The 23,538-nt window shown below is 66.9% G+C and carries 23 protein-coding genes and 1 tRNA gene; 19 read left to right on the top strand and 5 right to left on the bottom strand.

All coding sequences use genetic code 11. The features are described from left to right. Positions 1-193 precede the first annotated feature (193 nt). The 5 genes from mntR to BIZ42_RS01645 all read left to right on the top strand — a co-directional run bounded on the left by mntR (position 194) and on the right by BIZ42_RS01645 (position 4,043). Positions 194-652 carry a manganese-binding transcriptional regulator MntR gene (gene mntR, locus BIZ42_RS01665; RefSeq protein ID WP_019184155.1) on the top strand — a complete coding sequence of 153 codons (459 nt, stop codon included), beginning with the start codon at positions 194-196 and terminating at the stop codon, positions 650-652. Then, on the top strand, positions 645-1,169 hold the full coding sequence (gene tadA / locus BIZ42_RS01660; RefSeq protein ID WP_070425351.1) for a tRNA adenosine(34) deaminase TadA: 525 nt from the start codon (positions 645-647) through the stop codon (positions 1,167-1,169). Before mntR ends, tadA begins: the two co-directional genes overlap by 8 nt. 99 nt (positions 1,170-1,268) lie before the next feature. Continuing rightward, positions 1,269-1,838 (top strand): oligoribonuclease, encoded by a 570-nt coding sequence (orn, locus tag BIZ42_RS01655; protein WP_019184153.1) that lies wholly within the window; start codon positions 1,269-1,271, stop codon positions 1,836-1,838. A gap of 105 nt (positions 1,839-1,943) precedes the next feature. Beyond that, positions 1,944-2,813 (top strand): EcsC family protein, encoded by an 870-nt coding sequence (locus BIZ42_RS01650; RefSeq protein ID WP_046273417.1) that lies wholly within the window; start codon positions 1,944-1,946, stop codon positions 2,811-2,813. Between the two features lie 117 nt (positions 2,814-2,930). After that, the gene (locus tag BIZ42_RS01645; protein ID WP_070425350.1) at positions 2,931-4,043 is read left to right on the top strand and encodes an alkene reductase; all 1,113 of its coding nucleotides are present in this window, start codon (positions 2,931-2,933) and stop codon (positions 4,041-4,043) included. A 375-nt stretch (positions 4,044-4,418) separates the two neighbouring features. Here the strand turns inward: BIZ42_RS01645 and BIZ42_RS01640 are convergent, their stop codons facing one another. Then, positions 4,419-4,922 (bottom strand): transposase, encoded by a 504-nt coding sequence (locus BIZ42_RS01640; RefSeq protein WP_083279763.1) that lies wholly within the window; start codon positions 4,920-4,922, stop codon positions 4,419-4,421. 192 nt (positions 4,923-5,114) lie between these two features. Then, positions 5,115-7,493 carry a phosphoenolpyruvate synthase gene (ppsA, locus tag BIZ42_RS01635; protein ID WP_070425349.1) on the bottom strand — a complete coding sequence of 793 codons (2,379 nt, stop codon included), beginning with the start codon at positions 7,491-7,493 and terminating at the stop codon, positions 5,115-5,117. Between the two features lie 143 nt (positions 7,494-7,636). On the opposite strand from ppsA, the gene BIZ42_RS01630 reads away from it, so the two are divergent. From BIZ42_RS01630 to BIZ42_RS01620, 3 genes are all read left to right on the top strand, one after another. Beyond that, the gene (locus BIZ42_RS01630) at positions 7,637-8,458 is read left to right on the top strand and encodes a pyruvate, water dikinase regulatory protein (protein WP_019184148.1); all 822 of its coding nucleotides are present in this window, start codon (positions 7,637-7,639) and stop codon (positions 8,456-8,458) included. Positions 8,459-8,602: 144 nt separating this feature from the next. After that, positions 8,603-9,112, top strand: coding sequence for a DUF1249 domain-containing protein (locus BIZ42_RS01625; RefSeq protein WP_019184147.1), 510 nt, complete (start codon positions 8,603-8,605; stop codon positions 9,110-9,112). A gap of 57 nt (positions 9,113-9,169) precedes the next feature. After that, on the top strand, positions 9,170-9,658 hold the full coding sequence (locus tag BIZ42_RS01620) for an 8-oxo-dGTP diphosphatase (RefSeq protein ID WP_026069931.1): 489 nt from the start codon (positions 9,170-9,172) through the stop codon (positions 9,656-9,658). A 25-nt stretch (positions 9,659-9,683) separates the two neighbouring features. Here BIZ42_RS01620 and BIZ42_RS01615 read toward each other — a convergent pair whose 3' ends face one another. Continuing rightward, positions 9,684-10,337: a methyltransferase domain-containing protein gene (locus BIZ42_RS01615; protein WP_070425348.1), complete on the bottom strand. Its 654-nt coding sequence runs from the start codon at positions 10,335-10,337 to the stop codon at positions 9,684-9,686. A gap of 377 nt (positions 10,338-10,714) precedes the next feature. On the opposite strand from BIZ42_RS01615, the gene BIZ42_RS01610 reads away from it, so the two are divergent. The 3 genes from BIZ42_RS01610 to phaC are packed head-to-tail and all read left to right on the top strand — an operon-like array spanning position 10,715 to position 13,597. Continuing rightward, positions 10,715-11,329 carry a CDP-alcohol phosphatidyltransferase family protein gene (locus BIZ42_RS01610; RefSeq protein ID WP_019184144.1) on the top strand — a complete coding sequence of 205 codons (615 nt, stop codon included), beginning with the start codon at positions 10,715-10,717 and terminating at the stop codon, positions 11,327-11,329. A 52-nt stretch (positions 11,330-11,381) separates the two neighbouring features. Further along, positions 11,382-12,533, top strand: coding sequence for a class III poly(R)-hydroxyalkanoic acid synthase subunit PhaE (gene phaE, locus BIZ42_RS01605; RefSeq protein WP_070425347.1), 1,152 nt, complete (start codon positions 11,382-11,384; stop codon positions 12,531-12,533). Then, positions 12,530-13,597, top strand: a complete 1,068-nt coding sequence (gene phaC / locus BIZ42_RS01600; RefSeq protein WP_070425346.1) for a class III poly(R)-hydroxyalkanoic acid synthase subunit PhaC — start codon at positions 12,530-12,532, stop codon at positions 13,595-13,597. The genes phaE and phaC overlap by 4 nt, the downstream gene beginning before the upstream one ends. A 3-nt stretch (positions 13,598-13,600) precedes the next feature. Here the strand turns inward: phaC and BIZ42_RS01595 are convergent, their stop codons facing one another. Beyond that, positions 13,601-14,095: a DUF4822 domain-containing protein gene (locus tag BIZ42_RS01595; RefSeq protein ID WP_070425345.1), complete on the bottom strand. Its 495-nt coding sequence runs from the start codon at positions 14,093-14,095 to the stop codon at positions 13,601-13,603. Positions 14,096-14,156: 61 nt separating this feature from the next. Here BIZ42_RS01595 and BIZ42_RS01590 point away from each other — a divergent pair, with 61 nt between their 5' ends. The 7 genes from BIZ42_RS01590 (at position 14,157) to BIZ42_RS01560 (ending at position 22,795) form a co-directional block, all read left to right on the top strand. Continuing rightward, positions 14,157-14,552, top strand: a complete 396-nt coding sequence (locus BIZ42_RS01590; protein ID WP_046273405.1) for a YfeK family protein — start codon at positions 14,157-14,159, stop codon at positions 14,550-14,552. Between the two features lie 47 nt (positions 14,553-14,599). Beyond that, the gene (locus tag BIZ42_RS01585) at positions 14,600-14,803 is read left to right on the top strand and encodes a PspC domain-containing protein (protein ID WP_070425344.1); all 204 of its coding nucleotides are present in this window, start codon (positions 14,600-14,602) and stop codon (positions 14,801-14,803) included. Between the two features lie 32 nt (positions 14,804-14,835). Next, positions 14,836-15,270, top strand: a complete 435-nt coding sequence (locus tag BIZ42_RS01580) for a hypothetical protein (RefSeq protein ID WP_051010514.1) — start codon at positions 14,836-14,838, stop codon at positions 15,268-15,270. A 132-nt stretch (positions 15,271-15,402) separates the two neighbouring features. Continuing rightward, entirely contained in the window at positions 15,403-15,618 is a 216-nt protein-coding gene (locus BIZ42_RS01575; RefSeq protein ID WP_019184137.1) for a hypothetical protein, read from the top strand. A 206-nt stretch (positions 15,619-15,824) separates the two neighbouring features. Beyond that, positions 15,825-18,200 (top strand): Tex family protein, encoded by a 2,376-nt coding sequence (locus BIZ42_RS01570; RefSeq protein ID WP_070425343.1) that lies wholly within the window; start codon positions 15,825-15,827, stop codon positions 18,198-18,200. A 251-nt stretch (positions 18,201-18,451) separates the two neighbouring features. Beyond that, the gene (locus tag BIZ42_RS01565; protein ID WP_070425342.1) at positions 18,452-20,659 is read left to right on the top strand and encodes a PAS domain S-box protein; all 2,208 of its coding nucleotides are present in this window, start codon (positions 18,452-18,454) and stop codon (positions 20,657-20,659) included. A gap of 279 nt (positions 20,660-20,938) precedes the next feature. Then, on the top strand, positions 20,939-22,795 hold the full coding sequence (locus BIZ42_RS01560; RefSeq protein WP_269466042.1) for a methyl-accepting chemotaxis protein: 1,857 nt from the start codon (positions 20,939-20,941) through the stop codon (positions 22,793-22,795). A gap of 147 nt (positions 22,796-22,942) precedes the next feature. Here BIZ42_RS01560 and BIZ42_RS01555 read toward each other — a convergent pair. Then, positions 22,943-23,029 (bottom strand) — tRNA-Leu (locus BIZ42_RS01555). A gap of 124 nt (positions 23,030-23,153) precedes the next feature. Here BIZ42_RS01555 and BIZ42_RS01550 point away from each other — a divergent pair. Continuing rightward, on the top strand, positions 23,154-23,534 hold the full coding sequence (locus BIZ42_RS01550) for a response regulator (protein WP_070425340.1): 381 nt from the start codon (positions 23,154-23,156) through the stop codon (positions 23,532-23,534). The last annotated feature ends 4 nt before the right edge of the window (positions 23,535-23,538 follow it).

The following is a 23,538-nucleotide window of genomic DNA, read 5'->3' as shown; positions in this document are numbered from 1 at the left end:
TGTATCCGGCAACAAAAATCATTTGTCAAATACAAGATCCTGTGAATGAGACATAGGTTTCATTCTGGTCGTTGCCTATCGAAAGATCGGCGCGCGCGGCGCCCGCCGGGCCGCCCGGATCAGTCGCAAACCCCCGTGAGGTAAACTGTCCGGGCGCCGAAGCCCTTCGCCAGCGGCCATTGCTGGAGCCACCATGCCGTCCTCGACCCGTAAAGCCGTCTCGCCCCTGATCGACGCCCAGGTGCATGTCGAGGGCTTCGTGCAGGTGCGTGAAGCGCGCCGGTCCGAGCTGGTCGAGGATTACGTGGAGCTGATCGCGGACCTGATCGCCGATGGCCGTGAGGCCCGGCAGGTGGATATCGCGACGCGGCTGGGGGTTGCGCAGCCGACGGTGGCCAAGGCGCTCAAACGCCTGGTCAAGGAGGGCTGGGCGATCCAGCGCCCGTACCGCGGCGTGTTCCTGACCCCGGCCGGCGAGCAGCTGGCGGTGGAGATGCGCGCCCGCCACCAGACCGTGGAGCAGTTCCTGCTGGCGCTGGGCGTGGATGCCGATTCGGCGCGCCGCGATGCCGAAGGGATCGAACATCACGTGAGCGAGGCCACCCTGGCCGCGTTCGACGCGTTCGTACGCAAGGCCAACGGCCATGGTTGAGCGCCTCGCGCCGCCACCGCCGCTGGGCGTGCCGGTGCACGACCAGGACGAATACTGGATGCGCCACGCGCTGGGGCTGGCCGAGCGGGCCGAGCGTGAGTTCAACGAGATCCCGGTCGGCGCGGTGCTGGTCGGTGCCGATGGCAGCGTGCTCGGAGAAGGCTGGAACCTCAACATCGCCGACCACGACCCCAGCGCACATGCGGAGATCGTCGCGATGCGGCAAGCGGGCAGGGCGATCACCAACCACCGGCTGATCGGCAGCACGCTCTACGTCACGCTGGAGCCATGCGCGATGTGTGCGATGGCGATCGTGCACGCACGCGTGGCGCGGCTGGTGTACGCGGCCACCGATCCCAAGACTGGCGCCTGCGGCAGCGTGTTCGACCTGATCGGCGACCCGCGCCACAACCATCGCGTGGAAATCCACGGGGGCGTGCTGGCCAAGGATGCCAGCACCCGGTTGACCAACTACTTCCGCGCCAAGCGCGGCAAGCCGCCGCTGCTGCTGGAATAACGCCGCTGCAGCGACAGGGCCGTGACGCGTTGGCGGTATCATGGGCGCCTCCTCCATCCCGGTCGCGGCGCAAGCGGCGGCCCAGCACAAGGCGAACACATGGCCGACAACGGCGCAGAAGGCGAGCGACTGATCTGGATCGATCTGGAAATGACCGGTCTGGACACCGATAACGATGCGATCATCGAGATCGCCACGGTGGTGACCGATGCGCAGTTGAAGGTGCTGGCCGAAGGTCCGGAGTTCGCCATCCATCACCCGGTGGAGCGGCTGGAGGCGATGGACGAATGGAACCGCAACCAGCACCGCCGCTCGGGCCTGTGGCAGCGCGTGGTCGACAGCACGGTGACCCTGGGCCAGGCCGAAGCGCAGACCATCGCGTTCCTGCAGCAGTGGATCAAGGCCGGTGCCTCGCCGATGTGCGGCAACTCGATCTGCCAGGACCGTCGCTTCCTGCACCGTGAAATGCCGCGCCTGGAGAAGTACTTCCATTACCGCAATCTGGACGTGTCCACGATCAAGGAACTGGCCAAGCGCTGGGCCCCGAGCGTCGCGGCGGGCGTCGGCAAGACCGCCAGCCATACCGCGCTGAGCGACGTCCACGATTCCATTGAAGAACTGCGCCATTACCGCCAGTTCATGGGGGCGCTGTCGGGCCTGCCGGCCTGATCCAGCGAGCAGGGTCGGCACGGCACGCCGGCCTGTGCCGGATCGTTCAGCTGACGGCAGGCGAGGCGACGAGCGATGAACATCGGCGGCGCTATGATCGCGGCCATGAATGCCATCACCTCGCCGCAACCGCCGCCGCTGCCGTCCTCGATCCTGCCGACCTCGCAGGATTGGCGTGACCTGCAACGTGCGGTGGAGCTGCTGGAATCGCCCACGCTGACGGCCAAGATGGCCAACCTGATCGGCTCGCCACTGGAGTTCGCGGTCAAGCGGTTGCCTGATTCGGTATCGCGCCGCATCCACGGCGCGGTCGAGGCGGCCCTGTTCAAATCCGCCCAGGCCGCGTTGTGGAGCATGGACAACACGCCCGGCAAGGCCGCCTCCACGCGTTGGCACAAGCTGGCGGCGGCGACATCGGGCGCGGTAGGTGGTGCGTTCGGCTTCACCACGCTGTTCATCGAACTGCCCGTGTCCACCACGATCATGATGCGCTCGGTGGCCGATGTCGCCCGCAGCGAGGGCTTCGACCTGCGCGAGATGAGCACGCGGCATGCCTGCCTGGAGGTGTTCGCGCTGGGTGGCAACTCCGGCAAGGATGATGCCAGCGAGACGGGCTACTACATCACGCGTGGCTTCACTGCCGAGGTGATGCGCCACTTGTCGGCCGAGCTGGCCGGGCGCGCGGTCGGCGGCAGCCCGGTGATGATCGGCCTGACCCCGAAAGAAGCCGGCAAATGGCTGGCCAAGATCGTGGAGAAAGTGGCGGCGCGCTTCGGCGTGGTGGTCACCGAGAAGTTTGCCGCGCAGGCGGTCCCGATCGTCGGGGCGGTGGCTGGCGCCACGCTCAATACCATGTTCACCGACTACTACCAGGACGTGGCGCGCGGGCACTTCATCGTGCGCCGGCTGGAGCGCAGCTACGGTTACGAGACCGTGCGGGCCGCCTATTCCCTGCTGGCCGCCGAGCGCAACTGAGCGATCGTTGCATCGGCGGCACAACTGTTTTGCCGCCGCAGGCCTGTTGGGCCGGCGGCCCTGTCCCCATCCTTGCCGGCATCACCGCGTCGGCGGCTCCCCCGATCAAGGATTGCCATGCTGTTCTCTCCCTATACCCGCGGCGCGCTGACGCTGCCCAACCGTATCGTGATGCCGCCGATGACCCGTTCGCGGGCCGGTGAGGGCAATGTCGCCACGCCGCTGATGGCCACTTACTACGCCCAGCGTGCCTCGGCCGGCCTGATCGTCAGCGAGGGGACCCAGATCAGCCAGCAGGGGCAGGGCTATGCCTGGACCCCGGGCATCCACGATGAGGCCCAGGTTGCCGGCTGGCGCGGCGTGACGGAGGCGGTACATGCCGCCGGCGGCCGCATCGTCGCCCAGCTCTGGCACGTTGGCCGCGTCTCGCACGTGGCCCTGCAGCCAGGCGGCGCCGCGCCGGTGTCCTCGTCGGCGCTGTTGGCCGAAGGGGTCAAGGTGTTCGTCGATCCGGAGGGCCGGGGCCCGCAGAGCGGCGTCGGGGAGATGGTCCAGCACTCGATGCCGCGGGCCCTGTCCACCGAAGAGATCGCCGGCATCGTGCGCGATTACGCGACGGCCGCGCGCAATGCGATCGCCGCAGGTTTTGATGGCATCGAACTGCACGGTGCCAACGGCTATCTGATCAACCAGTTCATCGACTCGCAGGCCAACCAGCGTACCGACGGCTACGGCGGCTCGCTGCAGAACCGCCTGCGCTTCCTGCGCGAGGTGACCGCGGCGGTGGCCGCGGAGATCGGGGCCGAGCGCGTCGGTGTGCGCCTGGCGCCGCTGACCACGCTGCAGGGCGCGGTGGACGACACCCCGCAGGCGACCTACCTGGCCGCGGCGCATCTGCTGGACGAGATCGGCGTGGGCTACCTGCACATCGCCGAAGCCGACTGGGAAGACGCCCCGGTCATGCCGGTAGCCTTCAAGGAGGCACTGCGCATGATCTATCGCGGCACGCTGATCTACGCCGGCAAGTACACCGTGGAACGCGCCGAGGAGGCGCTGGCCAGGGGGTGGGCCGACCTGATCGCCTTCGGCCGGCCGTTCATCGCCAACCCGGACCTGCCGGAGCGTCTGCAGCAGGGCCTGCCGCTGAATCCCCCGGACAAGGCCACGTTCTTCGGCGGCGGCGCGGAAGGGTTCACCGACTACCCGGTGGCGGAAACCGCAGAGGCCTGAACGCGCAATGCGTAGAGCCGACCGTTGGTCGGCTGCCCTCCCATCCGACGCCATGCATACGTGATCCGCCGCGCGATGCGTGGCAGCCGATCAACGGTCGGCACTACCGGCGCTTAGGCCCACGATCCATGGTCGGTAGAGCTGACCGTTGGTCAGCTGCTCTCCCCTCCGGCGCCGCGCACACGTGATCCGCCGCGCGGTGCGCGGCAGCCGACCAACGGTCGGCTCTACCAGCCGACTAACAGTCGGCTCTACCGGCGCTTAGGCCCACGATCCATGGTCGGTAGAGCTGACCGTTGGTCAGCTGCCCACCCATCCGGCGCCATGCACACGTGATCCGCCACGCGATGCGCGGCAGCCGACCAACGGTCGGCTCTACCCGGGCGGATGGTCTTCGGTGGGCCATCTGCACCACGAGAAGGGATACGCACCGATCACCTCCGCCAGGCCGGCACGGACCGGGTTGGCGAGGATGTAGGTGGCTTGGCGTCGCAGGTCTTCGTCCTTGCGTAGTGCGTGGTCGTAATAACCGGCTTGCCAGACAGGGCCGTTGCGGGCGGATTGGCGATTGATGAGCAGGCTGCTGCGCGATTTGAAGCGCTGCAGGCATGCGCCCAGGGAGCCCTGCCGGAGCTGCATCAGCCAATGCACGTGGTCTGGCATGACCACCCACGCAAGGTTGCAGACCCGATGCTCGTCTTCCATGGCATGCAGCACCTGCATGACATGCCTGGCCAGGTCGGGCTGGTGGAAATGGGGTACACGCGCATGCGTGATGGTCGTCAGCGCGTACACGGTGCCGATGCAGGAGTGGCGGCCGTGACGAAGGCGTGGGCTGGGCATGCCGTCAGGATGCCCATCGGTGCGCGGGGCGCCCATCAGGCGATGTGCCGTTGGAGTGTGGGGGATGGGCGGGTACAGCCGACCGATGGTGTAGCCGGCCGATGGAGCGGCCGACCAACGGAGCAGCCGACCAACGGAGCAGCCGACCAACGGTCGGCTCTACCGATGTTGCACAAAACAAAACCCCGCTTGCGCGGGGTTTTGTTCGTCATCTCAAGGCGGGGAGGATCAGCCCTTGGCCTTGAGCTTGGCCAGGCGCAGCCAGGTGTCGACCACGGTGTCCGGGTTCAGCGACACCGACTCGATGCCTTCCTGCATCAGCCATTCGGCCAGGTCCGGATGATCGGACGGGCCCTGCCCGCAGATGCCCACATACTTGCCCTTGGCCCGTGCGGACTTGATCGCCATCGACAGCAGCTTCTTCACCGCCGGGTTCCGCTCGTCGAACAGGTGCGCCACGATCGAGGAGTCGCGATCCAGGCCCAGGGTCAGCTGGGTCAGGTCGTTGGAGCCGATCGAGAAGCCGTCGAAGATCTCCAGGAACTCATCGGCGAGCAGCGCGTTGGACGGCACTTCGCACATCATGATGATCTTCAGGCCGTTCTCGCCCTGCTTGAGGCCGTTCTGTTCCAGCACCTCGACGACCTTGCGACCTTCTTCCAGGGTGCGCACGAACGGGATCATGACCCACAGGTTGTCCAGGCCCATCTCGTTGCGCACGCGCAGCACGGCCTTGCACTCCAGTGCGAACGCGGCCGAGAAGCTCGGATCGACGTAACGGCTGGCGCCGCGGAAGCCGATCATCGGGTTCTCTTCGTGCGGCTCGTAGTTGCTGCCGCCGATCAGGTTGGCGTACTCGTTGGACTTGAAGTCCGACAGGCGCACGATCACCGGGTTCGGGGCCACTGAAGCGGTCAGGGTGGCGATGCCTTCGGCCAGGCGGCCGACGTAGAAGCTGACCGGATCCGCGTAACCAGCGATCTTCTCGTCGATCTTCTTCTTGGTCGCCGCGTCCTGGCGGTCGTACTCCAGCAGGGCGTTGGGGTGGATGCCGATGTGGCTGGCGATGATCATTTCCAGACGGGCCAGGCCGATGCCGGCGTTCGGCAGCTGGCCGAAGTCGAAGGCGCGTTCCGGGTTGGCCACGTTCATCATGATCTTCAGCGGCGCCGGCGGCATGTTGCCCAGGTCCGTGGTGGTGCGCTCGAACTCGAGCTTGCCCTCATAGATGAAGCCGGTGTCGCCCTCGGCGCAGCTGACGGTCACTTCCTGGCCGTCCTGGATCACCTGGGTGGCGTTGCCCGAGCCGACCACGGCCGGCACGCCCAGCTCGCGGGCGATGATCGCCGCGTGGCAGGTGCGGCCACCACGGTTAGTCACGATGGCCGAGGCGCGCTTCATCACCGGCTCCCAATCGGGATCGGTCATGTCGGCGATCAGCACGTCGCCCGGCTGCACGCGGGCCATGTCGTCCAGGGTGCGCACCACGCGGGCGGTACCGGCACCGATCTTGGCGCCCACGGCGCGGCCTTCGGCCAGCACCTTGCCGTCCTTCTGGTTCAGCGCGAAGCGTTCGATCTGGGTGGCATGGCCACGCGACTTCACCGTCTCCGGGCGCGCCTGCACGATGAACAGCTTGCCGCTGACACCGTCCTTGGCCCACTCGATATCCATCGGGCGGCCGTAATGCTTTTCGATGACCAGCGCCTGCTTGGACAGTTCCTGCACGTCCTCGTCGCTGATGGAGAACGTGCTGCGCAGTTCGGACGGGGTGTCTTCGATGCGCACGCGCTCACCGGGGACATCCGAATACACCATGCGGATCGCCTTGCTGCCGAGCGAGCGGCGCAGGATCGCCGGCTTGCCGGCGCTCAGCGTGGGCTTGTAGACGTAGAACTCGTCGGGGTTGACCGCGCCCTGCACGACCATTTCGCCGAGGCCGAACGAAGAGGTGACGAACACCACGTCGCGGAAGCCGGACTCGGTGTCCAGGGTGAACAGCACGCCGGAGGAACCCACGCCCGAGCGCACCATCAGCTGCACGCCGGCGGACAGGAACACATCCTCGTGCTTGAAGCCGTGGTGGACGCGGTAGGCGATCGCGCGGTCGTTGTACAGCGAGGCGAACACTTCCTTGACCTTGTGCACGACATCGTCGGCGCCGGTCACGTTGAGGAAGGTCTCCTGCTGGCCGGCGAAGGAGGCATCGGGCAGATCTTCGGCGGTGGCCGAGGAGCGCACCGCGACGGCGACATCGCCGCCGCCGTTTTCACTGCACAGCTTGGCGTAGGCGCTGCGGATGTCCTGGTCCAGTTCCGGGTGGAGCGGGGCATCGATCACCCAGCCGCGGATTTCCTTGCCGGCCAGGGTCAGGGCACCGACATCTTCCACGTCCAGCGTGGCCAGCTTGTCGAAGATGCGCTTGGACAGATCGTTATGGGCGATGAAGTCCTTGAAGGCTTCAGAGGTGGTTGCATAACCGCCGGGGACAGACACCCCCAGACCGGCCAGGTTGCCGATCATTTCGCCAAGCGACGAATTCTTGCCGCCTACGCGGGCCAGGTCGGCCAGGCGCAGTTCGTGCAACCACAGGATGTTCTCGTTCAAGCGCGATGCTCCGTTTGGCCATCGCCCGAGGCGGGCTGGATGGCCACGTCCGTAGGAAGAAGCCGATATGATGCCGGGCAGACCGCTGTCGGCACAAGCTTGTATCGACAGCCTTTTTAAGCTTCGGAGGGGGTAAAAGCCGTATGTCGACGATCAGACCGGTGTTCTACGTGTCCGATGGAACCGGTATCACCGCTGAAACCATTGGGCATAGCCTCCTGACCCAGTTCTCCGGGTTCAGCTTCATCACCGACCGGATGTCGTTCATCGATGATCCGGAAAAAGCGCGCGAAGCCTGTGAAAGGATCCGTGCAGCGGGCGAGCGGTACCAGGTCCGGCCCATCGTGGTCAGTTCCTGCGTGGACAGCGGGCTGAGCATCATCCTGGCCGAAAGCGGCGGATTGATGCTGGATGTGTTCGCGCCCTTCATCGAGCCGCTGGAGCGGGAACTGGCCGTCAACCGGCATTCCCGGGTCGGCCAGGCGCACGGCATGGTGGACTTCGAGACCTACCACCGCCGCATCAACGCGATGAATTTCGCGCTGACCCATGACGACGGCATCGCCATCAACTACGACGATGCCGACGTGATCCTGGTGGCCGTCTCCCGGGCCGGCAAGACCCCGACCTGCATCTACCTGGCCCTGCATTACGGGGTTCGCGCGGCCAATTACCCGCTGACCGACGAGGACCTGGAGCAGGATCGCCTGCCGCCACGCCTGCGCCCGTACCGGAAAAAGCTGTTTGGGCTGACCATCGACCCGGACCGCCTGCAGCAGATCCGCCAGGAGCGTCGCCCGAACTCGCGCTACGCCAACCTGGAGACCTGCCGCCGCGAGGTCGCCGCCGCCGAGACCATGTTCCGGATGGAGCGCATCCCGACCCTGAGCACCACCCATACCTCGATCGAGGAGATCTCGAGCAAGGTGCTGGGCACGCTGGGGCTGCAGCGCGAGATGTATTGATCGGCGCGCCCCCTCGAACAGCAGGGACGCGCTTGCTTCGTCCCGGGCCGGGGCTGCCCTGCGTCCGTGAACCGGTTGCGGGCCGCCCCTTTGGCCGGCGTGGTGCCGCCCCCACGTTGGGAGATCAACGTGTAGGATCGACCCATGGCCCAGGCATCGCCCCGTATCGAACGCATTCCCCGGCTCAGCCGCCTGAGCTGGCTGATGGGCCTGTATGCGGAAAACTACCAGCACCTGGTGCGCCTGTTCGCACCCTCCGAACTGGTGCCCGGCAGCTACGTCTCCTCGATCGGCGATGGGCTGGATGTGCGCCTGGATGTCATCGAGTGCCACCGCTATACGGTCGAGCTGCGCCTGACCTACGACTTCGCCGACCCGGTCACCGGGCAGCCGGACCCGTCGGCCTATGTGCGCCTGTACCGTGATGCCCGGCAGGCCGAGACCACCCATTGCTACGTCGGCCGCCGCTGGCAGGACGTGGTGGGGATGTACCCGCCGCCGGCCGAGCTGATCAGCCACCGCATGCGGATGAACACCTTCCTCGGCAAATGGCTGGAATACCTGGCCGAACGCGGCCACGGCGTGGCCACGCTGCGCCGCGATGGCGAGGTGGCCGCACCGGCCGACGCGCGCCGCACCAGCCTGGTGCCGTGAGCCGCGGCCTGGCGGATCACGCATAATCGGGGGTCTGTGTTCCCGAGCGTGTGCGCAATGCCCTATACCCCCATCGTGGCCACCTTGGGCTACGTGCTGTCCGCCGACGGCAAGCAAGTGCTGATGATCCACCGCAATGCCCGCCCCGGTGACCTGCACCTGGGCAAGTACAACGGGCTGGGCGGCAAGATGGAGCGCGATGAAGACGCTGCCGCCTGCATGCGCCGCGAAATCCGCGAGGAGGCCGGCATCGAGTGCGGGACCATGCGCCTGCGCGGCACGATCAGCTGGCCGGGTTTCGGCAGGAACGGTGAGGACTGGTTCGGCTTCGTGTTCGTCATCGACGACTTCACCGGCACGCCGCTGACCTCCAATCCGGAAGGCACGCTGGAGTGGGTGGACGTGGACAAGATCGACAGCCTGCCGCTGTGGGAGGGCGACCGCAGCTTCCTGCCGCTGGTCTTCGACGACGAGCCGCGCGCCTTCCACGGCGTGATGCCGTACCGCGACGGCGCCATGCAGTCGTGGAGTTACACCCGGCTGTAGCGTGGTTGCCGGCCAGCGGCCGGCACTACAACCGCCGTACGAGCAGCAGATGGAAGTGTTTGTTCACTTCGCGCCCGTCGTTGCTGCGCCCGGTTTCGTGATGGGCACGCCAGGCCTGCACGGTCAGCCCGGCGCTGCGCAGGGCCTGCTCGACCTCGGCCAGTTCGTGCAGGTGGAAGCCATGTGCGGCAAACGGCAGGGTGCGCATGAACGCCGCATCGCCGAAGGCCAGGCAGAGCCGGCCACCGGGGCGCAGCACGCGCGCCAACTCGGCGAACGGGAGTTTCAGTTCCTCCCAGAAATACAGGGTGTTCACCGCCAGTGCCGCATCGATGCAGGCTTCATCCAGCGGCAGGGCATGGGCGTCGCCGAGGTGGAGCTCGGCCCGATCCTGTAGACCGTGCCCGGCCAGCAGTGCATTGCCGGCGGCCACCATCGCCGCGGAGACATCCACGCCCAGGTAACGACTGTGCGGCGCCCGCAGCAGCGCGGGCGCAAAGGCGGCATTGCCGGGGCCGATCTCCAGCACCTGCTCGCCGGCAGTGACCGACAGCAGCGCCAGGGCGGCGCGGTTGAGATCACCGTTGCTGCGGTTCATCGACTGGGCCACCGCAAGCGCGTGGATCCCATGCGGGTGGCGCAACTGGGTCGCCAGATCATCGGGGGAAAGCACGCGCAAGACTCCTGTCGGTGGGCGGCAGGACCTGGCGGCGGCGGAGTCCATCGGCCAGCTTAGCCGACCGGGACGCTCGATGGGCGGCCGCGTGAAGGCCGATTTCCATCTGGCGATGAGGAACGGTGACCAACAAATCACCAGCGTCGCGGCCAATGAGACTGAGTTGTCCACAGGGGGTGTGGATGACTCGTGGGCAAGTTTGTGGATAAGCCGCGTCGGCCCCCGCCGGTGCTCGCTGTCAAGATGGGTGGCCAAAAATTCACCGCAGGTCGTGCTGGCGTGAACGGCGCGGCAAGGCCGGGGTACGGCAGCGTAGGGTGGGCTGTCCGGGCGCGGGCCGCTCGCGGTACTCTCTTCCGATTGCCGCCACCCGATCTTTCATGAAACGTCACTTCTCGATGTTGCGCGAGTTCCACCTGGCCGACTGGTTCACCCTGGCCAACGCGTTCTGCGGCACCGGGGCGGTCTTCGCCGCCATGCGCTACCTGCAGGACGGCGAGCGCAGCTATCTGCTGTTCGGGATGGCCCTGATCCCGCTGGCCTTCATTTTCGATGCCCTGGACGGGCGCATCGCCCGCTGGCGCAAGTCCAGCTCCACGCTGGGCCGCGAGCTGGATTCACTGTCGGACATCATTTCCTTCGGCGTGGCGCCGGCCGCGCTGGCCTACGCCTGTGGCATGCAGGGCGGCTGGGACTGGCTGGTGCTGAGCTACTTCGTCTGCTGCGGTGTCAGCCGCCTGGCACGCTACAACGTGACCGCCGAGGCGCTGGCCGGCGAAGGCGACAAGGTGCCGTACTTCGAGGGCACCCCGATTCCGACCAGCCTGGCGCTGGTGGTGGTGCTGGCGGTGGCGGCCAGCGTCGGTGCGACCGGGCCTGACTTGTGGCTGGGCCAGTGGCAGCTCGGGCCGTGGCAACTGCACCCGCTGGTGCTGCTGTTCGCGCTGTCCGGTTCGCTGATGATCAGCAAGACCCTGCGCATTCCCAAGCCGTGAGGCGCGACGACGCGGCATTGCTATCATCGTTTCCCGAGACGGGAGGACGGTCATGACCACGGCGGGCAGCGGCAGCAGCGCAGGCGACGTAGAGGCCCTTGCGCGGCAGTATTTCAGTGCGTGGGGCGATGCCCTGCGGCACGCCGCAGCGCCGCCGGGCCAGGCGGCCGGCCCCGAAGGCCAGGGAAACTGGCAGCAGGCGATCGACTGGTGGGCGCAGATGATGCCCAACGCCGCCAGTGGGCCGGCCGACGAAGCCGTGCACCGTTTCCGTGAACAGGCCGGTGGCTGGTACGGCACCATGCAGCAGGTGGCGGCCCAGTTCGCCGGCCGCGACACCACCAGCGCCGAAGTCGCGCAGGCGTGGCGCACGGCGGTGCTGGGGCAGGGCGACGGGCTGCTGCAGTGGATGCTGCAGGGCGCCCGTGGTCATACCCAGGCCGAAGGCCCGGACCTGCTGCAGCTGCTGGAAACCCTGCAGCGCCAGCTCGGCCCGTGGCTGCAGAGCCCGGCGTTCGGCCCCGGCCGCGAGCATCAGGCCCGCTGGCAGGCACTGCTGCGGGCGCAGCAGGACTACCAGGCGCACTCGCGCGATTACGTGGAGCAGATCAAGCAGGCGCTGGACGATGCGTTCACCCTGTTCGAGCAGCGCCTGGCCGAACACGAACAGCCGGGCAATCAGTTGACCAGTGCACGCGCGATGTTCGATCTGTGGATCGACGCGGCCGAAGAGGCCTACGCGAAGGTCGCGCTGTCCGAACCGTTCCAGGCGGTCTACGCCGCGCTCGGTAACGCCCAGATGCGGCTGCGCGCGGCAACCCAGCAGGAAATCGAACGGCTGACCGAGGGCTTCGGTCTGCCGACACGCACGGAAATGGATGCGGCACACCGCCGCATCGCCGAGTTGGAGCGTGTGGTGCGGCGCATGGCCGGCGGCGCAGGCGATGGCAGGCCCGCCACCCGGCCGGCCGCCTCGAAGAAGGCAGCTCCGACGACGTCAGCTCCGAAGAAAGCAGCGCCGGAGAAGTCCGCTCCGAAGAAGTCCGCTCCGAAGCAGGCAGCCGCGAAGCAGGCAGCCCCGAAGAAGGCGGCACCAGAACAGAGCAAGGCACCCAAGACGGCTAAAGCCGCGAAAACCGCGAAAACCGCTACGGCCACCCAACCGGTGAAGGCCACCGCCAAACCCCGGAAACGCAGCGCATGAAAGGTCCCCTGGGCTTCAACGCCGAAGACCTGCTGCAGGAAACCCTGGCCATGCAGCGCAAGCTGATGGATGGCCTGACGCTGCTGCCCTCGGTGGAGGATGTCGAGTACGGCGTCACCTCCCGCGAGGAAGTGTGGCGCGATGGCAAGGTCGCCCTGTACCGGTTTGTCGGCGGCCAGGCGCCGGTACGGCGGACGCCGCTGCTGATCGTCTATGCGCTGGTCAACCGGCCATACATGGTCGACCTGCAGACAGACCGCTCGCTGGTGCAGAAACTGCTGGCGCTCGGCCACGATGTGTATGTACTGGATTGGGGCTATCCGGACCGCTCCGAGCGCTACCAGACGCTGGAGGATTACCTGCTGCGGTTCGTCGATGGCGCGGTGGACCACCTGCAGGCGCACAATGGCGGTGAGCCGATCAACATGCTCGGCATCTGCCAGGGGGGCGTGTTCGCGCTGTGCTACGCCGCGCTGCGCCAGGCCAAGCTGGCCAACCTGATCACGATGGTCACCCCGGTCGATTTCCACACCCCGGACAACATGCTCTCGCACTGGGCACGGCAAGTGGACGTGGATCTGCTGGTGGACACGCTGGGCAACATCCCGGCCGATCTGATGAACGCCAGTTACCTGATGCTCAAGCCGTTCCGGCTCAACGTGCAGAAGTACGTCGGCCTGCTCGACATCCTCGATGACAAGGACGCGCTGGAGGATTTCCTGCGCATGGAAAAGTGGATCTTCGATTCGCCGGATCTTGCGGGCGAAGCGTTCCGCGATTTCATCAAGCAGTTCTACCAGGGCAACGGGCTCATGCACGATGGCGTACGCATCGGCGAGGAACATGTCGACCTCCAGCAGGTGACGTTGCCGGTACTGAACATCTACGCCGAACAGGACCACCTGGTGCCACCGGACGCATCACGCGCGCTGCGCGGCCGGATCGGCAGCCCCGACTACACCGAAAGCAGTTTCCGTGGCGGCCATATCGGCATCTACGTGTCCGGCCGCGCCCAGCGCGAGGTGCCCGGCACGATTACAGACTGGTTGCAGCAGCGCAGCTGAACTTCATGGTGAGGCGGCTGATGCAGTGGCCTGGACCTGCCACGGGCCTGCGTAAGGTGTGTGCACGACATGTACCGTGACCAAGGGCGCGCCCTCACGCATGCCGTGCGGCACCTGTCGGGAATAGGTGAATTCCGACGCGGTCAGAACCTCCACACGACGGCGTAGCGGCGTGCCGGCATCCGGCACGGTGTGCTGATGGCGACGGTCGCCGGTGAAGAAAAACCATCCTGCACCGCCGTGTTCGGCGCGCGAGCGGCCGGTGGCCGGATCGAAGTACTCGAAGCGATTAGTGCACGCGTCCCAGAGCGAAATGCCGACCACGCCGGGGTAGCGTGCGACCTGGTTGCGGCTGCGATCATCGCCTTCATACACGGCAGTGGTGATCCAGGTGCGCTCGGCCAACTGCCTCGCCTGCTCGGAGGCGCCCGGACAGGCCGGCACGGTGGACGCCTGTGCAAACAGGAGCAGCAGGCTGGGCAGGATCGGGTATGGCATGAAAGGTTCCCGTGCACGAAGGCGAGGACGCTACATTAGTGGCCTGCACTCAGGAGGCACCATGCAACAATCGCGAAAACGCACGTCCGTGGTCCCCGGCATCCTGATCGGGCTGGTCGCCTTGCTGCTGGGCGGCACAGCCCAGGCGGCGCCGGGCGAGGCCGCCCGCCGCGAGATCGCCGGTCTGATCGGCGCACTGGATGGCTCCAGCTGCCGCTTCCAGCGCAACGGCAGCTGGCACGACGCCGCCGAGGCACGCGCCCATCTGCAGCGCAAGTACGACTACCTGCTCAGGAAGGACAAGGTGGACACCGCCGAGCAGTTCATCGAGCGCGCCGCCAGCCAGAGCAGCATGAGCGGCAAGCCGTACCGGATCGCCTGCCCGGGCCAGCCGGAGCAGACCGCGGCGGTCTGGTTCACCGCGCGGTTGGCGGCCCTGCGCCAACGCACCCCGTAGACATGGTTCGCGCTAGAGTCGGCATCTACCGGCTCGAGACCCCGTGCATGAACACATCGCCGCGCCCGCTGTCCCGCTCGCTCAACGACCGCATGATCGCCGGCGTCATGGGCGGCATTGCACATCGTTTCGGCTGGAACGTCACCCTGGTCCGGGTGCTGTTCGTGCTGATCTCGATCGGTTCGGCCGCGTTTCCGGGCATCCTGGTCTATCTGATCCTGTGGCTGCTGATCCCCAACGAGGCCGATTGAGCCTGTCGCCGGTGCTGCTGCGGGCACTACAGATGCTGGGCGCGGTGTGGACCTCGCCCAATACCCTGATCGGTCTCGCCGCGGGCACCACGGCGATGCTGGCTGGCGCACGGCCGTCCTGGAACGGGCGCGACTGCGCGGTCGTGTTCCGTGAATTTCCCTGGGGGCCGGGCGGGGCGATCACGCTGGGCAACGTGATACTGCATACCGGGCCGGTGCTCGACGTGCCGTGCCGGACCTACGCGCACCAGGCCGGTCACGCCACCGAGCCTGTGATCGGCCTGCACGACCACGAGCGCGCGCACGTCTACCAGTACCTGGTGCTGGGGCCGCTGTATCTGCCGGTGTACCTGCTGTGCGGTGGGGTCAGTGCACGCAACCCGTTCGAGCGCGCGGCCGATGTGTACGCGCTGCAGGGCCGCGGGTGGTGGCCACGGTGGCGTTATTTCCGCGTTAAATCCGTGTAATAAAAACGTCGGCAACGCGACGTCATCTGCATGCAAAAAAACGTTATTAGCCTGCATGACGAATCAGTCAGGTTTGACGGGGTAAGCTTGCAGCGTTGTATGAGCAACCGTTTTTCTGGAGGAACACATCACATGGCAATCGTTCTTTATGTCGGTGGTAGCAAGGATGGCGACAAGGGCCTGGTGCCGCATGGCTTCAGCAAATCCCAGGCCGATACCGAGCAGGGCCCTGAGATCTACACCGAGCGGTTCATGGAACTGCAGGGCGTAGGCAAGGTGCGGGTGATGGCGCTGGAGTCGATGCGCGATGAGATCGTCCATCAACGCGCTGCCGTGCATTACCGGTAACCCGCAGCACCGCCAAGGCGCCCGTTGATCAAGGGCGCCCGCGCCGGCATCCCGGCCCCACGCAAGGATGCCGGCGTGAACGCAGGACCCCACGTGTGGTCACCGCCACGGGGCGACAGGTTCGCACCGGACTGTCAACGGCTTTCCCCGGCCGCCCGGCATCGCCAGAATGGGTTCTTTCCGCAAAGCGGCTCCGGCCGGAAGCAATGCCTGACATCAAGCTCGCGCAGCAGATCGCCCAGACCATCGCCGATGAGATCGGTGCCCAGACCGCCCAGGCCCTGGCCGCCATCGCCCTGTTGGACGAAGGCGCCAGCGTTCCGTTCATCGCCCGCTACCGAAAGGAAGTCACTGGCGGCCTGGACGACACCCAGCTGCGCAATCTCGAAACGCGCCTGACCTACCTGCGTGAACTGGAAGACCGCCGCGCCGCGGTGCTGTCCAGCATCGACGAACAGGGCAAGCTCACCGATGAGCTGCGCAACGAGATCCTCGGCGCGGACACCAAGTCGCGCCTGGAAGATCTCTATCTGCCGTACAAGCCCAAGCGCCGCACCCGTGCCCAGATCGCGCGTGAGGCCGGCCTGGAGCCCTTGGCCGACGGCCTGCTGGCGGATCCGGGTCTGGATCCGCAGGTCTTCGGCGCGACCTTCGTCGATACCGACAAGGGCGTGGCCGACGTCAAGGCAGCGCTGGAAGGCGCCCGCGCGATCCTGATGGAGCGCTGGGGCGAGGATGCCGCACTCGTCGGCGAGCTGCGCACCTGGCTGGGCGAGAACGGCGTGATCCGCGCGCGTGTCGCCGAGGGCAAGGAAGAGCAGGGCGCCAAGTACCGCGACTACTTCGAACATTCCGAATCGCTGGCGAAGATCCCGTCGCACCGCCTGCTGGCGCTGTTCCGCGCACGCCGCGAGGAAATCCTGTTCCTGGAGCTGGACCCGGGCAGCGATGCCGAGGCCGGCAATCTGTACGCCGAGGGCCGCGTCGCGCACAACGCGGGCATCCGCGATGCCGGCCGCCCGGGCGACCGTTGGCTGCTGGACGCCTGCCGCCTGACCTGGCGCGCCAAGCTGCACATGCACCTGCTGCTGGACCTGTTCAACCAGGCCCGCGAAAAAGCCGAGGCCGAGGCGATCTCGGTGTTCGGTGACAACCTCAAGGACCTGCTGCTGTCCGCCCCGGCCGGCCCGAAGGCCGTGCTCGGCCTCGACCCGGGCATCCGCACTGGCTGCAAGATCGCCGTGGTCGATGCCACCGGCAAGCTGGTCGCCACCGACACCATCTACCCGCACGAGCCGCGCCGCCAGTGGGACCAGTCGCTGCACACGATCAAGCAGCTGTGCGTGCAGCACAACGTGGAACTGATCGCGATCGGCAACGGCACGGCCAGCCGTGAGACCGACAAGCTGGCCGGTGAGGTGATCAAGGCGCTGGGCGATACCAAACTGCAGAAGATCGTGGTCAGCGAGGCCGGTGCCTCGGTGTACTCGGCCTCGGAGTTCGCGGCCAGGGAATTTCCGAACCTGGACGTGTCCATCCGCGGCGCGGTGTCGATCGCCCGTCGCCTGCAGGATCCGCTGGCCGAGCTGGTGAAGATCGAACCCAAGGCGATCGGCGTGGGCCAGTACCAGCACGACGTGGACCAGTATCGCCTGGCGCGCGCGCTGGATGCGCGCGTGGAGGACTGCGTCAACGCGGTCGGCGTGCACGTCAATACCGCCTCGGCCGCGCTGCTCTCGCGCGTGTCCGGGCTGTCATCCACCGTGGCCGAGAACATCGTGCGGCATCGCGACGACAACGGTCCTTTCAAGCGCCGCAAGGACCTGCTGAACGTGCCGCGCCTGGGCGAGAAGACCTTCGAGCAGTGTGCCGGCTTCCTGCGCATCGCCGATGGCGACCAGCCACTGGATGCGTCTTCGGTGCACCCGGAAGCCTACCCGGTGGTGGAGCGCATCGTGGCGGCCACCGCACGCCCGATCAAGGCACTGATCGGCGACGGCAGCTTCCTGCGCGGGCTCAAGGCCGAGCAGTTCACCGACGAGACCTTCGGTGTGCCGACCGTGCGCGACATCCTGAAAGAGCTGGAGAAGCCCGGCCGCGATCCACGTCCGGAGTTCAAGGCGGCCCGCTTCGCCGACGGTGTCGAGGAACTGAAGGACCTCAAGGTCGGCATGGTCCTGGAAGGCGTGGTCAGCAACGTGGCTGCGTTCGGTGCCTTCGTGGACATCGGCGTGCACCAGGATGGGCTGATCCACATCTCCGCCCTGTCGGATACCTACGTCAAGGACCCGCGTGACGTGGTCAAGGCCGGTGACATCGTCAAGGTGAAGGTGCTGGAGGTCGACGTGGCGCGCAAGCGCATCGCGCTGACCCGCCGCCTGGATGACACCCCGGCCCCGGCCAAGGCCCCGGGCGAGCGCGACGCGCGCCCGGCCGGTGGCGGCCGCCGCGACGGTGGGGCGGGCAATGGCCCGCGCAACGGCAACCGCAGCGGCCCGTCCGGCCCCCGTCCGGGCAGCGCGGCACCGCCGGCCAACAATGCGCTGGCCGATGCCTTCGCCCGGGCCAAGCGCGGCGGCTGAGCCTGCTGCCGTTGCCTGCCAGGGGCCGCCTTCGGGCGGCCTTTGGCGTTTTCGGGGGTCTGGGTGGCCGTGGGCACTTCTGGTTTGACGCATGTTTACGCACACTTCCCGTTGAATGCCCGTAGGGTGGGTGGACGGCGGGGAGCCCAGATGACAGACGACCAGGCAGGACCGGGCAACCGGGCGGGCCGCAGCGCCGATCACCGCGCTGCGGCAGGGCTGTGCGCGGCCTGCCGGCGCGGAGGGCGCCCATGAGCCAGTCATCGACCGGCACCTCCGACGCTGCCGAAGCGGCCGAAGCGCTGCGTGAGATGGCCGAGCAGCGCCATCGGCTGGAAATGATCATCGAAGGCACCGCGGCCGGCACCTGGGAATGGAACATCCCGGGCGGGCAGATGCGGGTCAACGAGCGCTGGGCAGAGATCGTGGGCTACACCCGCGAGGAACTCGCCCCGATCACGCCCGAGACCTTCTTCCGGCTGGTGCATCCCGACGATCTGGCCCAATCCAACGCGCTGCTCAGCGCGCATCTGGAGGGCCGCTCGCCGCACTACGACAGCCTGTGCCGGATGCGCCACAAGCAGGGCCACTGGATCTGGGTGCAGGACCGTGGCCGCGTCTACGAACGCGATGCGCAGGGCCACCCGCTGTGGATGGCCGGTGCCCATGCCGACGTCACCGATCTGCAGCAGGCCCGGCAGGACGCGGCCAACATGCGCCAGCGCCTGCAGGCGGTGGTGGATGCATCCGATGAGGTTGCGGTGATCGCCACCGATGTCGATGGAGTGGTCAACCTGTTCAATACCGGCGCCCAGAAGCTGCTGGGTTACCGGCCCGAGGAGGTGATCGGGCGGGTCAACCCCGGTCTGTTCCATGATCCGGACGAGATGCGTGCCTACCTGCAGCCCCAGATGGATGCGGAGGGGCGGATGCCGACCATTTTCGAGGCACTGACCGTGCACGCTGCCCAAGGCACGTGGTCGCACCAATGGACCTTCCTGCGCAAGGACGGCGAGCGGCGCCAGGTGCGGTTGTCGATCAGCCCACTGGACGGCGCGGGGGGCAGCCGGATCGGCTATGTCGGCATGGCGGTCGATCTCACCCCGCTGCTGCAGGTGCGCGAGCAGGCCTTCGTCGCGGCCGAGAAGTTTGCCGGGGCGTTCTCTTCGGCGGCGCTGGGCATGGCCCTGGTCTCGCTGGAAGGGCGTTGGCTGGACGTCAACGATTCGCTGTGCGGCATCCTCGGTTACACCCGTGCCGAACTGCTGCAGATCGACTTCCAGACACTGACGCATCCGGATGACCTGCACACCGACCTGGCCCTGCTCGGTGACCTGCTGGCCGGCCGTCGCGAGCACTACCACATGGAGAAGCGCTATCTGGGCAAGGCCGGCAACCTGGTCTGGGGGCGGCTGTCGGTCTCGCTGGTGCGCACCGAGAATGGCGAGCCGCTGCATTTCGTTTCGCAGATCCAGGACGTGACCGCGCAGCGGCTCAGCGGCCAGCAGCTGCGCGAATCCGAGCAGCGCACCCGCGTCACCCTGGATGCGGTGGCCGACATGGTGCTCACCCTGGATCTACATGGGGGCATCCAGTACGCCAATGCCGCGGCCACGCGCGCGCTGGCCGGGGAGGGCGCCGAGGCCCTGGCCGGCAGCCAGCTGCAGGAGGTGATGGAACTCACCACCGAGTACGCGCCGCGCTCACCGCTGGATGTGGCCGTGCTGCTCGACCCGGACAGCAACGCGGTCGATCTGCATTCGGACCTGTTGCTGTCGGTCGGTGCCCACCTGCTGCCGGTCGACCTTACCCGTGCCTGGCTGCGCGATGAGCAGGGGCAGGTCAGCGGCGCGGTCTGGGTGATCCGTGATGTCACCCAGCAGCGCGCCCGCCAGCGCGAAGCCCGGCATCTGGCCGAGATCGACCCGCTGACCGAACTGAGCAACCGGCGCGGTTTCGAGGCGCACCTGCAACAGGCCATCACCCGGGTCGCGCGGACCGGGCAGTCGGCCTCGTTGATGTACATCGACCTGGACCATTTCAAGCCGGTCAACGATACCCACGGCCATCTGGCCGGCGATGCCGTGCTGTGGGCGGTGGCCAGCGTGCTGCGGCACGGCGTGCGCGATTCGGACATCGTGGCGCGGCTGGGCGGCGACGAGTTCGCGGTGATCCTGGCCGGCTGTTCGCTCAAGCGTGCCCGCCGCATCGCCAGCGACCTGCTCGAGGCGATGCGCGGGTTGTCCATCCCCTGGGATCAGCGCCGGTTGAGCGTGGGGGCCAGCATCGGCATCGCCCCCCTGTTCGGGGGCATGAGCGTGGATGATGCCGTGGCCGCCGCCGACGCCCAGTGCTACCGGGCCAAGGCGATGGGGCGCGACAACGTGCAGGTCGAAGCCCAGGCGCTGGGTGCGGTCGACCCGCTGGACGCCCTCGATGCCAGCGAAAGCGGCGAGTAGGCGCCGGGCCAGTCTGCATCACAGGGCGGGGACGCTGGCCCTAAAGCTTTCAGAACACGCGCCGTTATATGACTCGCAGTTGCTGCCTGTCTGCTCACGTGGATATCTGGCCGTACACCTTGTTCATGGTTCATGTTCACCGGCTTGCCCGGTGTTTGAAGTCCATCGAAGCAACGTCATCCCCACTGGCGGTCTTCGTGAGTCCCAGCCAACGGAATACCGCCACCGGGCCACCGCCCGGCGCTGACCTATTCGCTAACAGGACACCGAGGTCTAGAGATGATTACTTCAGGCTTGCACACGCATGTGCCAGGTCGTGGCAACGACGCCGACGCCGGCTCGTTGTGGCGTTCGCTCACGGCATTGTTCATTTCCCGACGCGCCGCCCAAGGCGCTGCGGCATCGGCCGCCCTGCAGCGGCAGGCCGAGCTGGAGCACCAGGTCAAGGCCCTGCATCGGGTCCAGGCGGTGATCGAGTTCCATCTCGATGGCACCATTGTCCATGCCAACGACAACTTCCTGCAGACGCTGGGCTACACCCTGGAGGAGATCCAGGGCAAGCATCACGCGATGTTCGTCGATGCCGAGTACGCGCAGAGCCGGGAGTACCGCGACTTCTGGGCCAACCTGGGCCGCGGTGAGTTCGATGCGGGCCAGTACCGGCGGATCGGCAAGGGTGGCCGCGAGATCTGGATCCAGGCGTCCTACAACCCGGTGTTCGACAGCAACGGGCGGCCGTACAAGGTGGTCAAGTTCGCGACCGACATCACCGCGCAGAAATTCCAGGCGGCCGACTTCGCCGGGCAACTGGCGGCCATCAACAAATCACAGGCGGTGATCGAGTTCGATCTTGAAGGTCGCATTCTGGCCGCCAACGAGAACTTCCTCGCTGCCATGGGCTACGCATTGGAGGAGGTCCGCGGGCAGCATCATTCGATGTTCGCCGACCCCGAGCATCGTCAGAGCGCGGAGTACCGCGCGTTCTGGGCGAAACTGGGCCGTGGCGAGTACGATGCCGGCCAGTACAGGCGCCTGGGCAAAGGCGGGCGCGAGGTCTGGATCCAGGCCTCGTACAACCCGATCTATGACATGAACGGACGCCCGTTCAAAGTGGTCAAGTACGCCACCGATATCACCGCGCAGGTGCGTGACACCCTGGCGCTGCAGCAGGCCGTGGCGCAGACACGCGAAGTGGTGGCCGCAGCGCAGGCCGGCGATCTGACCGGCCATATCGCCACCCAGGACAAGACCGGCCCGATCGCCGAACTGTGCGAGGGCATCAATGCGCTGGTCGAGACGATGGCCGGCATCATCGCCCAGATCAAACTGGCCGCGGACACCATCGCGGTGGGCGCCAGCGAGATCGCCGAAGGCAACAGCGACCTGTCCGTGCGCACTGAACAACAGGCGGCCTCGCTGGAGGAAACCGCCGTGTCGATGAAGGGACTGACCACCACCGTGCGCCGCACCGCCGACAATGCCCGCCAGGCCAATCAGCTGGCCGGTGGCGCGGTCGAGGTGGCGGCGCAGGGTGGGCAGGTGGTGCACGAGGTGGTTTCGACCATGTCGCTGATCAACGACTCCTCGCGCCGTATCGTCGACATCATCGGGGTGATCGACGGCATCGCGTTCCAGACCAACATCCTGGCGCTCAATGCGGCAGTGGAGGCGGCGCGCGCGGGTGAACATGGCCGCGGGTTTGCCGTGGTCGCCTCGGAAATCCGCTCGCTGTCGCAGCGTTCGGCCGAGGCCGCCAAGGAGATCAAGCAGCTGATCGGCGACTCGGTCGAGAAAGTCGGGGCGGGCACGCGTCAGGTCGAGAGCGCGGGGCGCACCATGGACGAGATCGTGGTCAGCGTGAAGCGCGTGAGCGATCTGATGGCCGATATCAGCACCGCCGCCCAGCAGCAGAGCGAGGGCATCGAGCAGATCAACCAGGTGGTCGAGCACATCGACGAGAGCACGCAGCAGAACGCCGCGCTGGTGGAGGAGGCGTCGGCGGCTGCCCGCAGCATGGAAGAGCAGTCCACCCGGCTGCTGCAGACGGTGGCGGCGTTCCGGGTGGCGGGGACAGGTGCGCCTCGCGCGGCACACCTCAATCCCACTGCTGGCCAGCCCGCACTGCGTCTGGTCTGACTGCCGTGCGGGAACCGCCGACCGCGCGCCGCGGCAAACAGACCCTGCCGCCGATTGCGCCGGCGGAGTAGTGGCCGCGGCGCTGTCGAGCCGCCGCACAACGAAAAACGCCCCGGATCCGTCGATCCGGGGCGTTCTGGTTTTCCATGGTGCCGAAGGTGGGACTCGAACCCACACGCTTTTAAGGGCGGCGGATTTTGAGTCCGCTGCGTCTACCGATTCCGCCACTTCGGCTGGCTGGCCGCGTAGTGTATACAAGATGTGGAGGTTTGTGCAGACCTGAATGCTTAAGTCGGCGTCAGGGTTTCACCTACACAGGACGCTATACTCATCGCGCTGAACCATACAGGGAGTCGTCATGAGCGCGCTGCAGGATCTTCGGGTGCTGGTGGTCGAGAACGACGAAATGAGTGCGGCGCTGCTGCAGATGCAGCTGGCACAGTCCGGCGCCGTGGTGGTGGGGTTGGCCGCGTCGGTGCCGGAGGCGCTGCGCCTGCTCGGCGAGACCCGGCCCCAGGTGGTGCTGCTGGATTACCGCCTGGCCAACAACGAGACCAGTGAGGCGGTGGCTGCGGCCCTGGCGGCCCGCCAGATCCCCTTCGTGCTGGCCACCGGCATGGCCACCGAGCATCTGCCCGAGGCCTTCCGCTCGGGCATCATCCTGACCAAGCCTTACCTGACGGCCGAATTGAACGCCGCGCTGGGGCGCGCACGGGCAGGGGACTCGGTTACCGGCTGAGTGG

This window comes from Stenotrophomonas sp. LM091, from assembly GCF_001806305.1.
Lineage (GTDB): Bacteria > Pseudomonadota > Gammaproteobacteria > Xanthomonadales > Xanthomonadaceae > Stenotrophomonas > Stenotrophomonas bentonitica_A.
This window is presented reverse-complemented; position numbering and strand designations above follow the sequence as displayed.

Bases quoted from the DNA above. Each gene is read 5' to 3' on its own strand.
- mntR (WP_019184155.1), top strand. From the start codon at position 194: ATGCCGTCCTCGACCCGTAAAGCCGTCTCGCCCCTGATCGACGCCCAG.
- tadA (WP_070425351.1), top strand. From the start codon at position 645: ATGGTTGAGCGCCTCGCGCCGCCACCGCCGCTGGGCGTGCCGGTGCAC.
- orn (WP_019184153.1), top strand. From the start codon at position 1,269: ATGGCCGACAACGGCGCAGAAGGCGAGCGACTGATCTGGATCGATCTG.
- BIZ42_RS01650 (WP_046273417.1), top strand. From the start codon at position 1,944: ATGAATGCCATCACCTCGCCGCAACCGCCGCCGCTGCCGTCCTCGATC.
- BIZ42_RS01645 (WP_070425350.1), top strand. From the start codon at position 2,931: ATGCTGTTCTCTCCCTATACCCGCGGCGCGCTGACGCTGCCCAACCGT.
- BIZ42_RS01640 (WP_083279763.1), bottom strand. From the start codon at position 4,922: ATGGGCGCCCCGCGCACCGATGGGCATCCTGACGGCATGCCCAGCCCA.
- BIZ42_RS01630 (WP_019184148.1), top strand. From the start codon at position 7,637: ATGTCGACGATCAGACCGGTGTTCTACGTGTCCGATGGAACCGGTATC.
- BIZ42_RS01625 (WP_019184147.1), top strand. From the start codon at position 8,603: ATGGCCCAGGCATCGCCCCGTATCGAACGCATTCCCCGGCTCAGCCGC.
- BIZ42_RS01620 (WP_026069931.1), top strand. From the start codon at position 9,170: ATGCCCTATACCCCCATCGTGGCCACCTTGGGCTACGTGCTGTCCGCC.
- BIZ42_RS01610 (WP_019184144.1), top strand. From the start codon at position 10,715: ATGAAACGTCACTTCTCGATGTTGCGCGAGTTCCACCTGGCCGACTGG.
- phaE (WP_070425347.1), top strand. From the start codon at position 11,382: ATGACCACGGCGGGCAGCGGCAGCAGCGCAGGCGACGTAGAGGCCCTT.
- phaC (WP_070425346.1), top strand. From the start codon at position 12,530: ATGAAAGGTCCCCTGGGCTTCAACGCCGAAGACCTGCTGCAGGAAACC.
- BIZ42_RS01595 (WP_070425345.1), bottom strand. From the start codon at position 14,095: ATGCCATACCCGATCCTGCCCAGCCTGCTGCTCCTGTTTGCACAGGCG.
- BIZ42_RS01590 (WP_046273405.1), top strand. From the start codon at position 14,157: ATGCAACAATCGCGAAAACGCACGTCCGTGGTCCCCGGCATCCTGATC.
- BIZ42_RS01585 (WP_070425344.1), top strand. From the start codon at position 14,600: ATGAACACATCGCCGCGCCCGCTGTCCCGCTCGCTCAACGACCGCATG.
- BIZ42_RS01580 (WP_051010514.1), top strand. From the start codon at position 14,836: ATGCTGGGCGCGGTGTGGACCTCGCCCAATACCCTGATCGGTCTCGCC.
- BIZ42_RS01575 (WP_019184137.1), top strand. From the start codon at position 15,403: ATGGCAATCGTTCTTTATGTCGGTGGTAGCAAGGATGGCGACAAGGGC.
- BIZ42_RS01570 (WP_070425343.1), top strand. From the start codon at position 15,825: ATGCCTGACATCAAGCTCGCGCAGCAGATCGCCCAGACCATCGCCGAT.
- BIZ42_RS01565 (WP_070425342.1), top strand. From the start codon at position 18,452: ATGAGCCAGTCATCGACCGGCACCTCCGACGCTGCCGAAGCGGCCGAA.
- BIZ42_RS01560 (WP_269466042.1), top strand. From the start codon at position 20,939: ATGATTACTTCAGGCTTGCACACGCATGTGCCAGGTCGTGGCAACGAC.
- BIZ42_RS01550 (WP_070425340.1), top strand. From the start codon at position 23,154: ATGAGCGCGCTGCAGGATCTTCGGGTGCTGGTGGTCGAGAACGACGAA.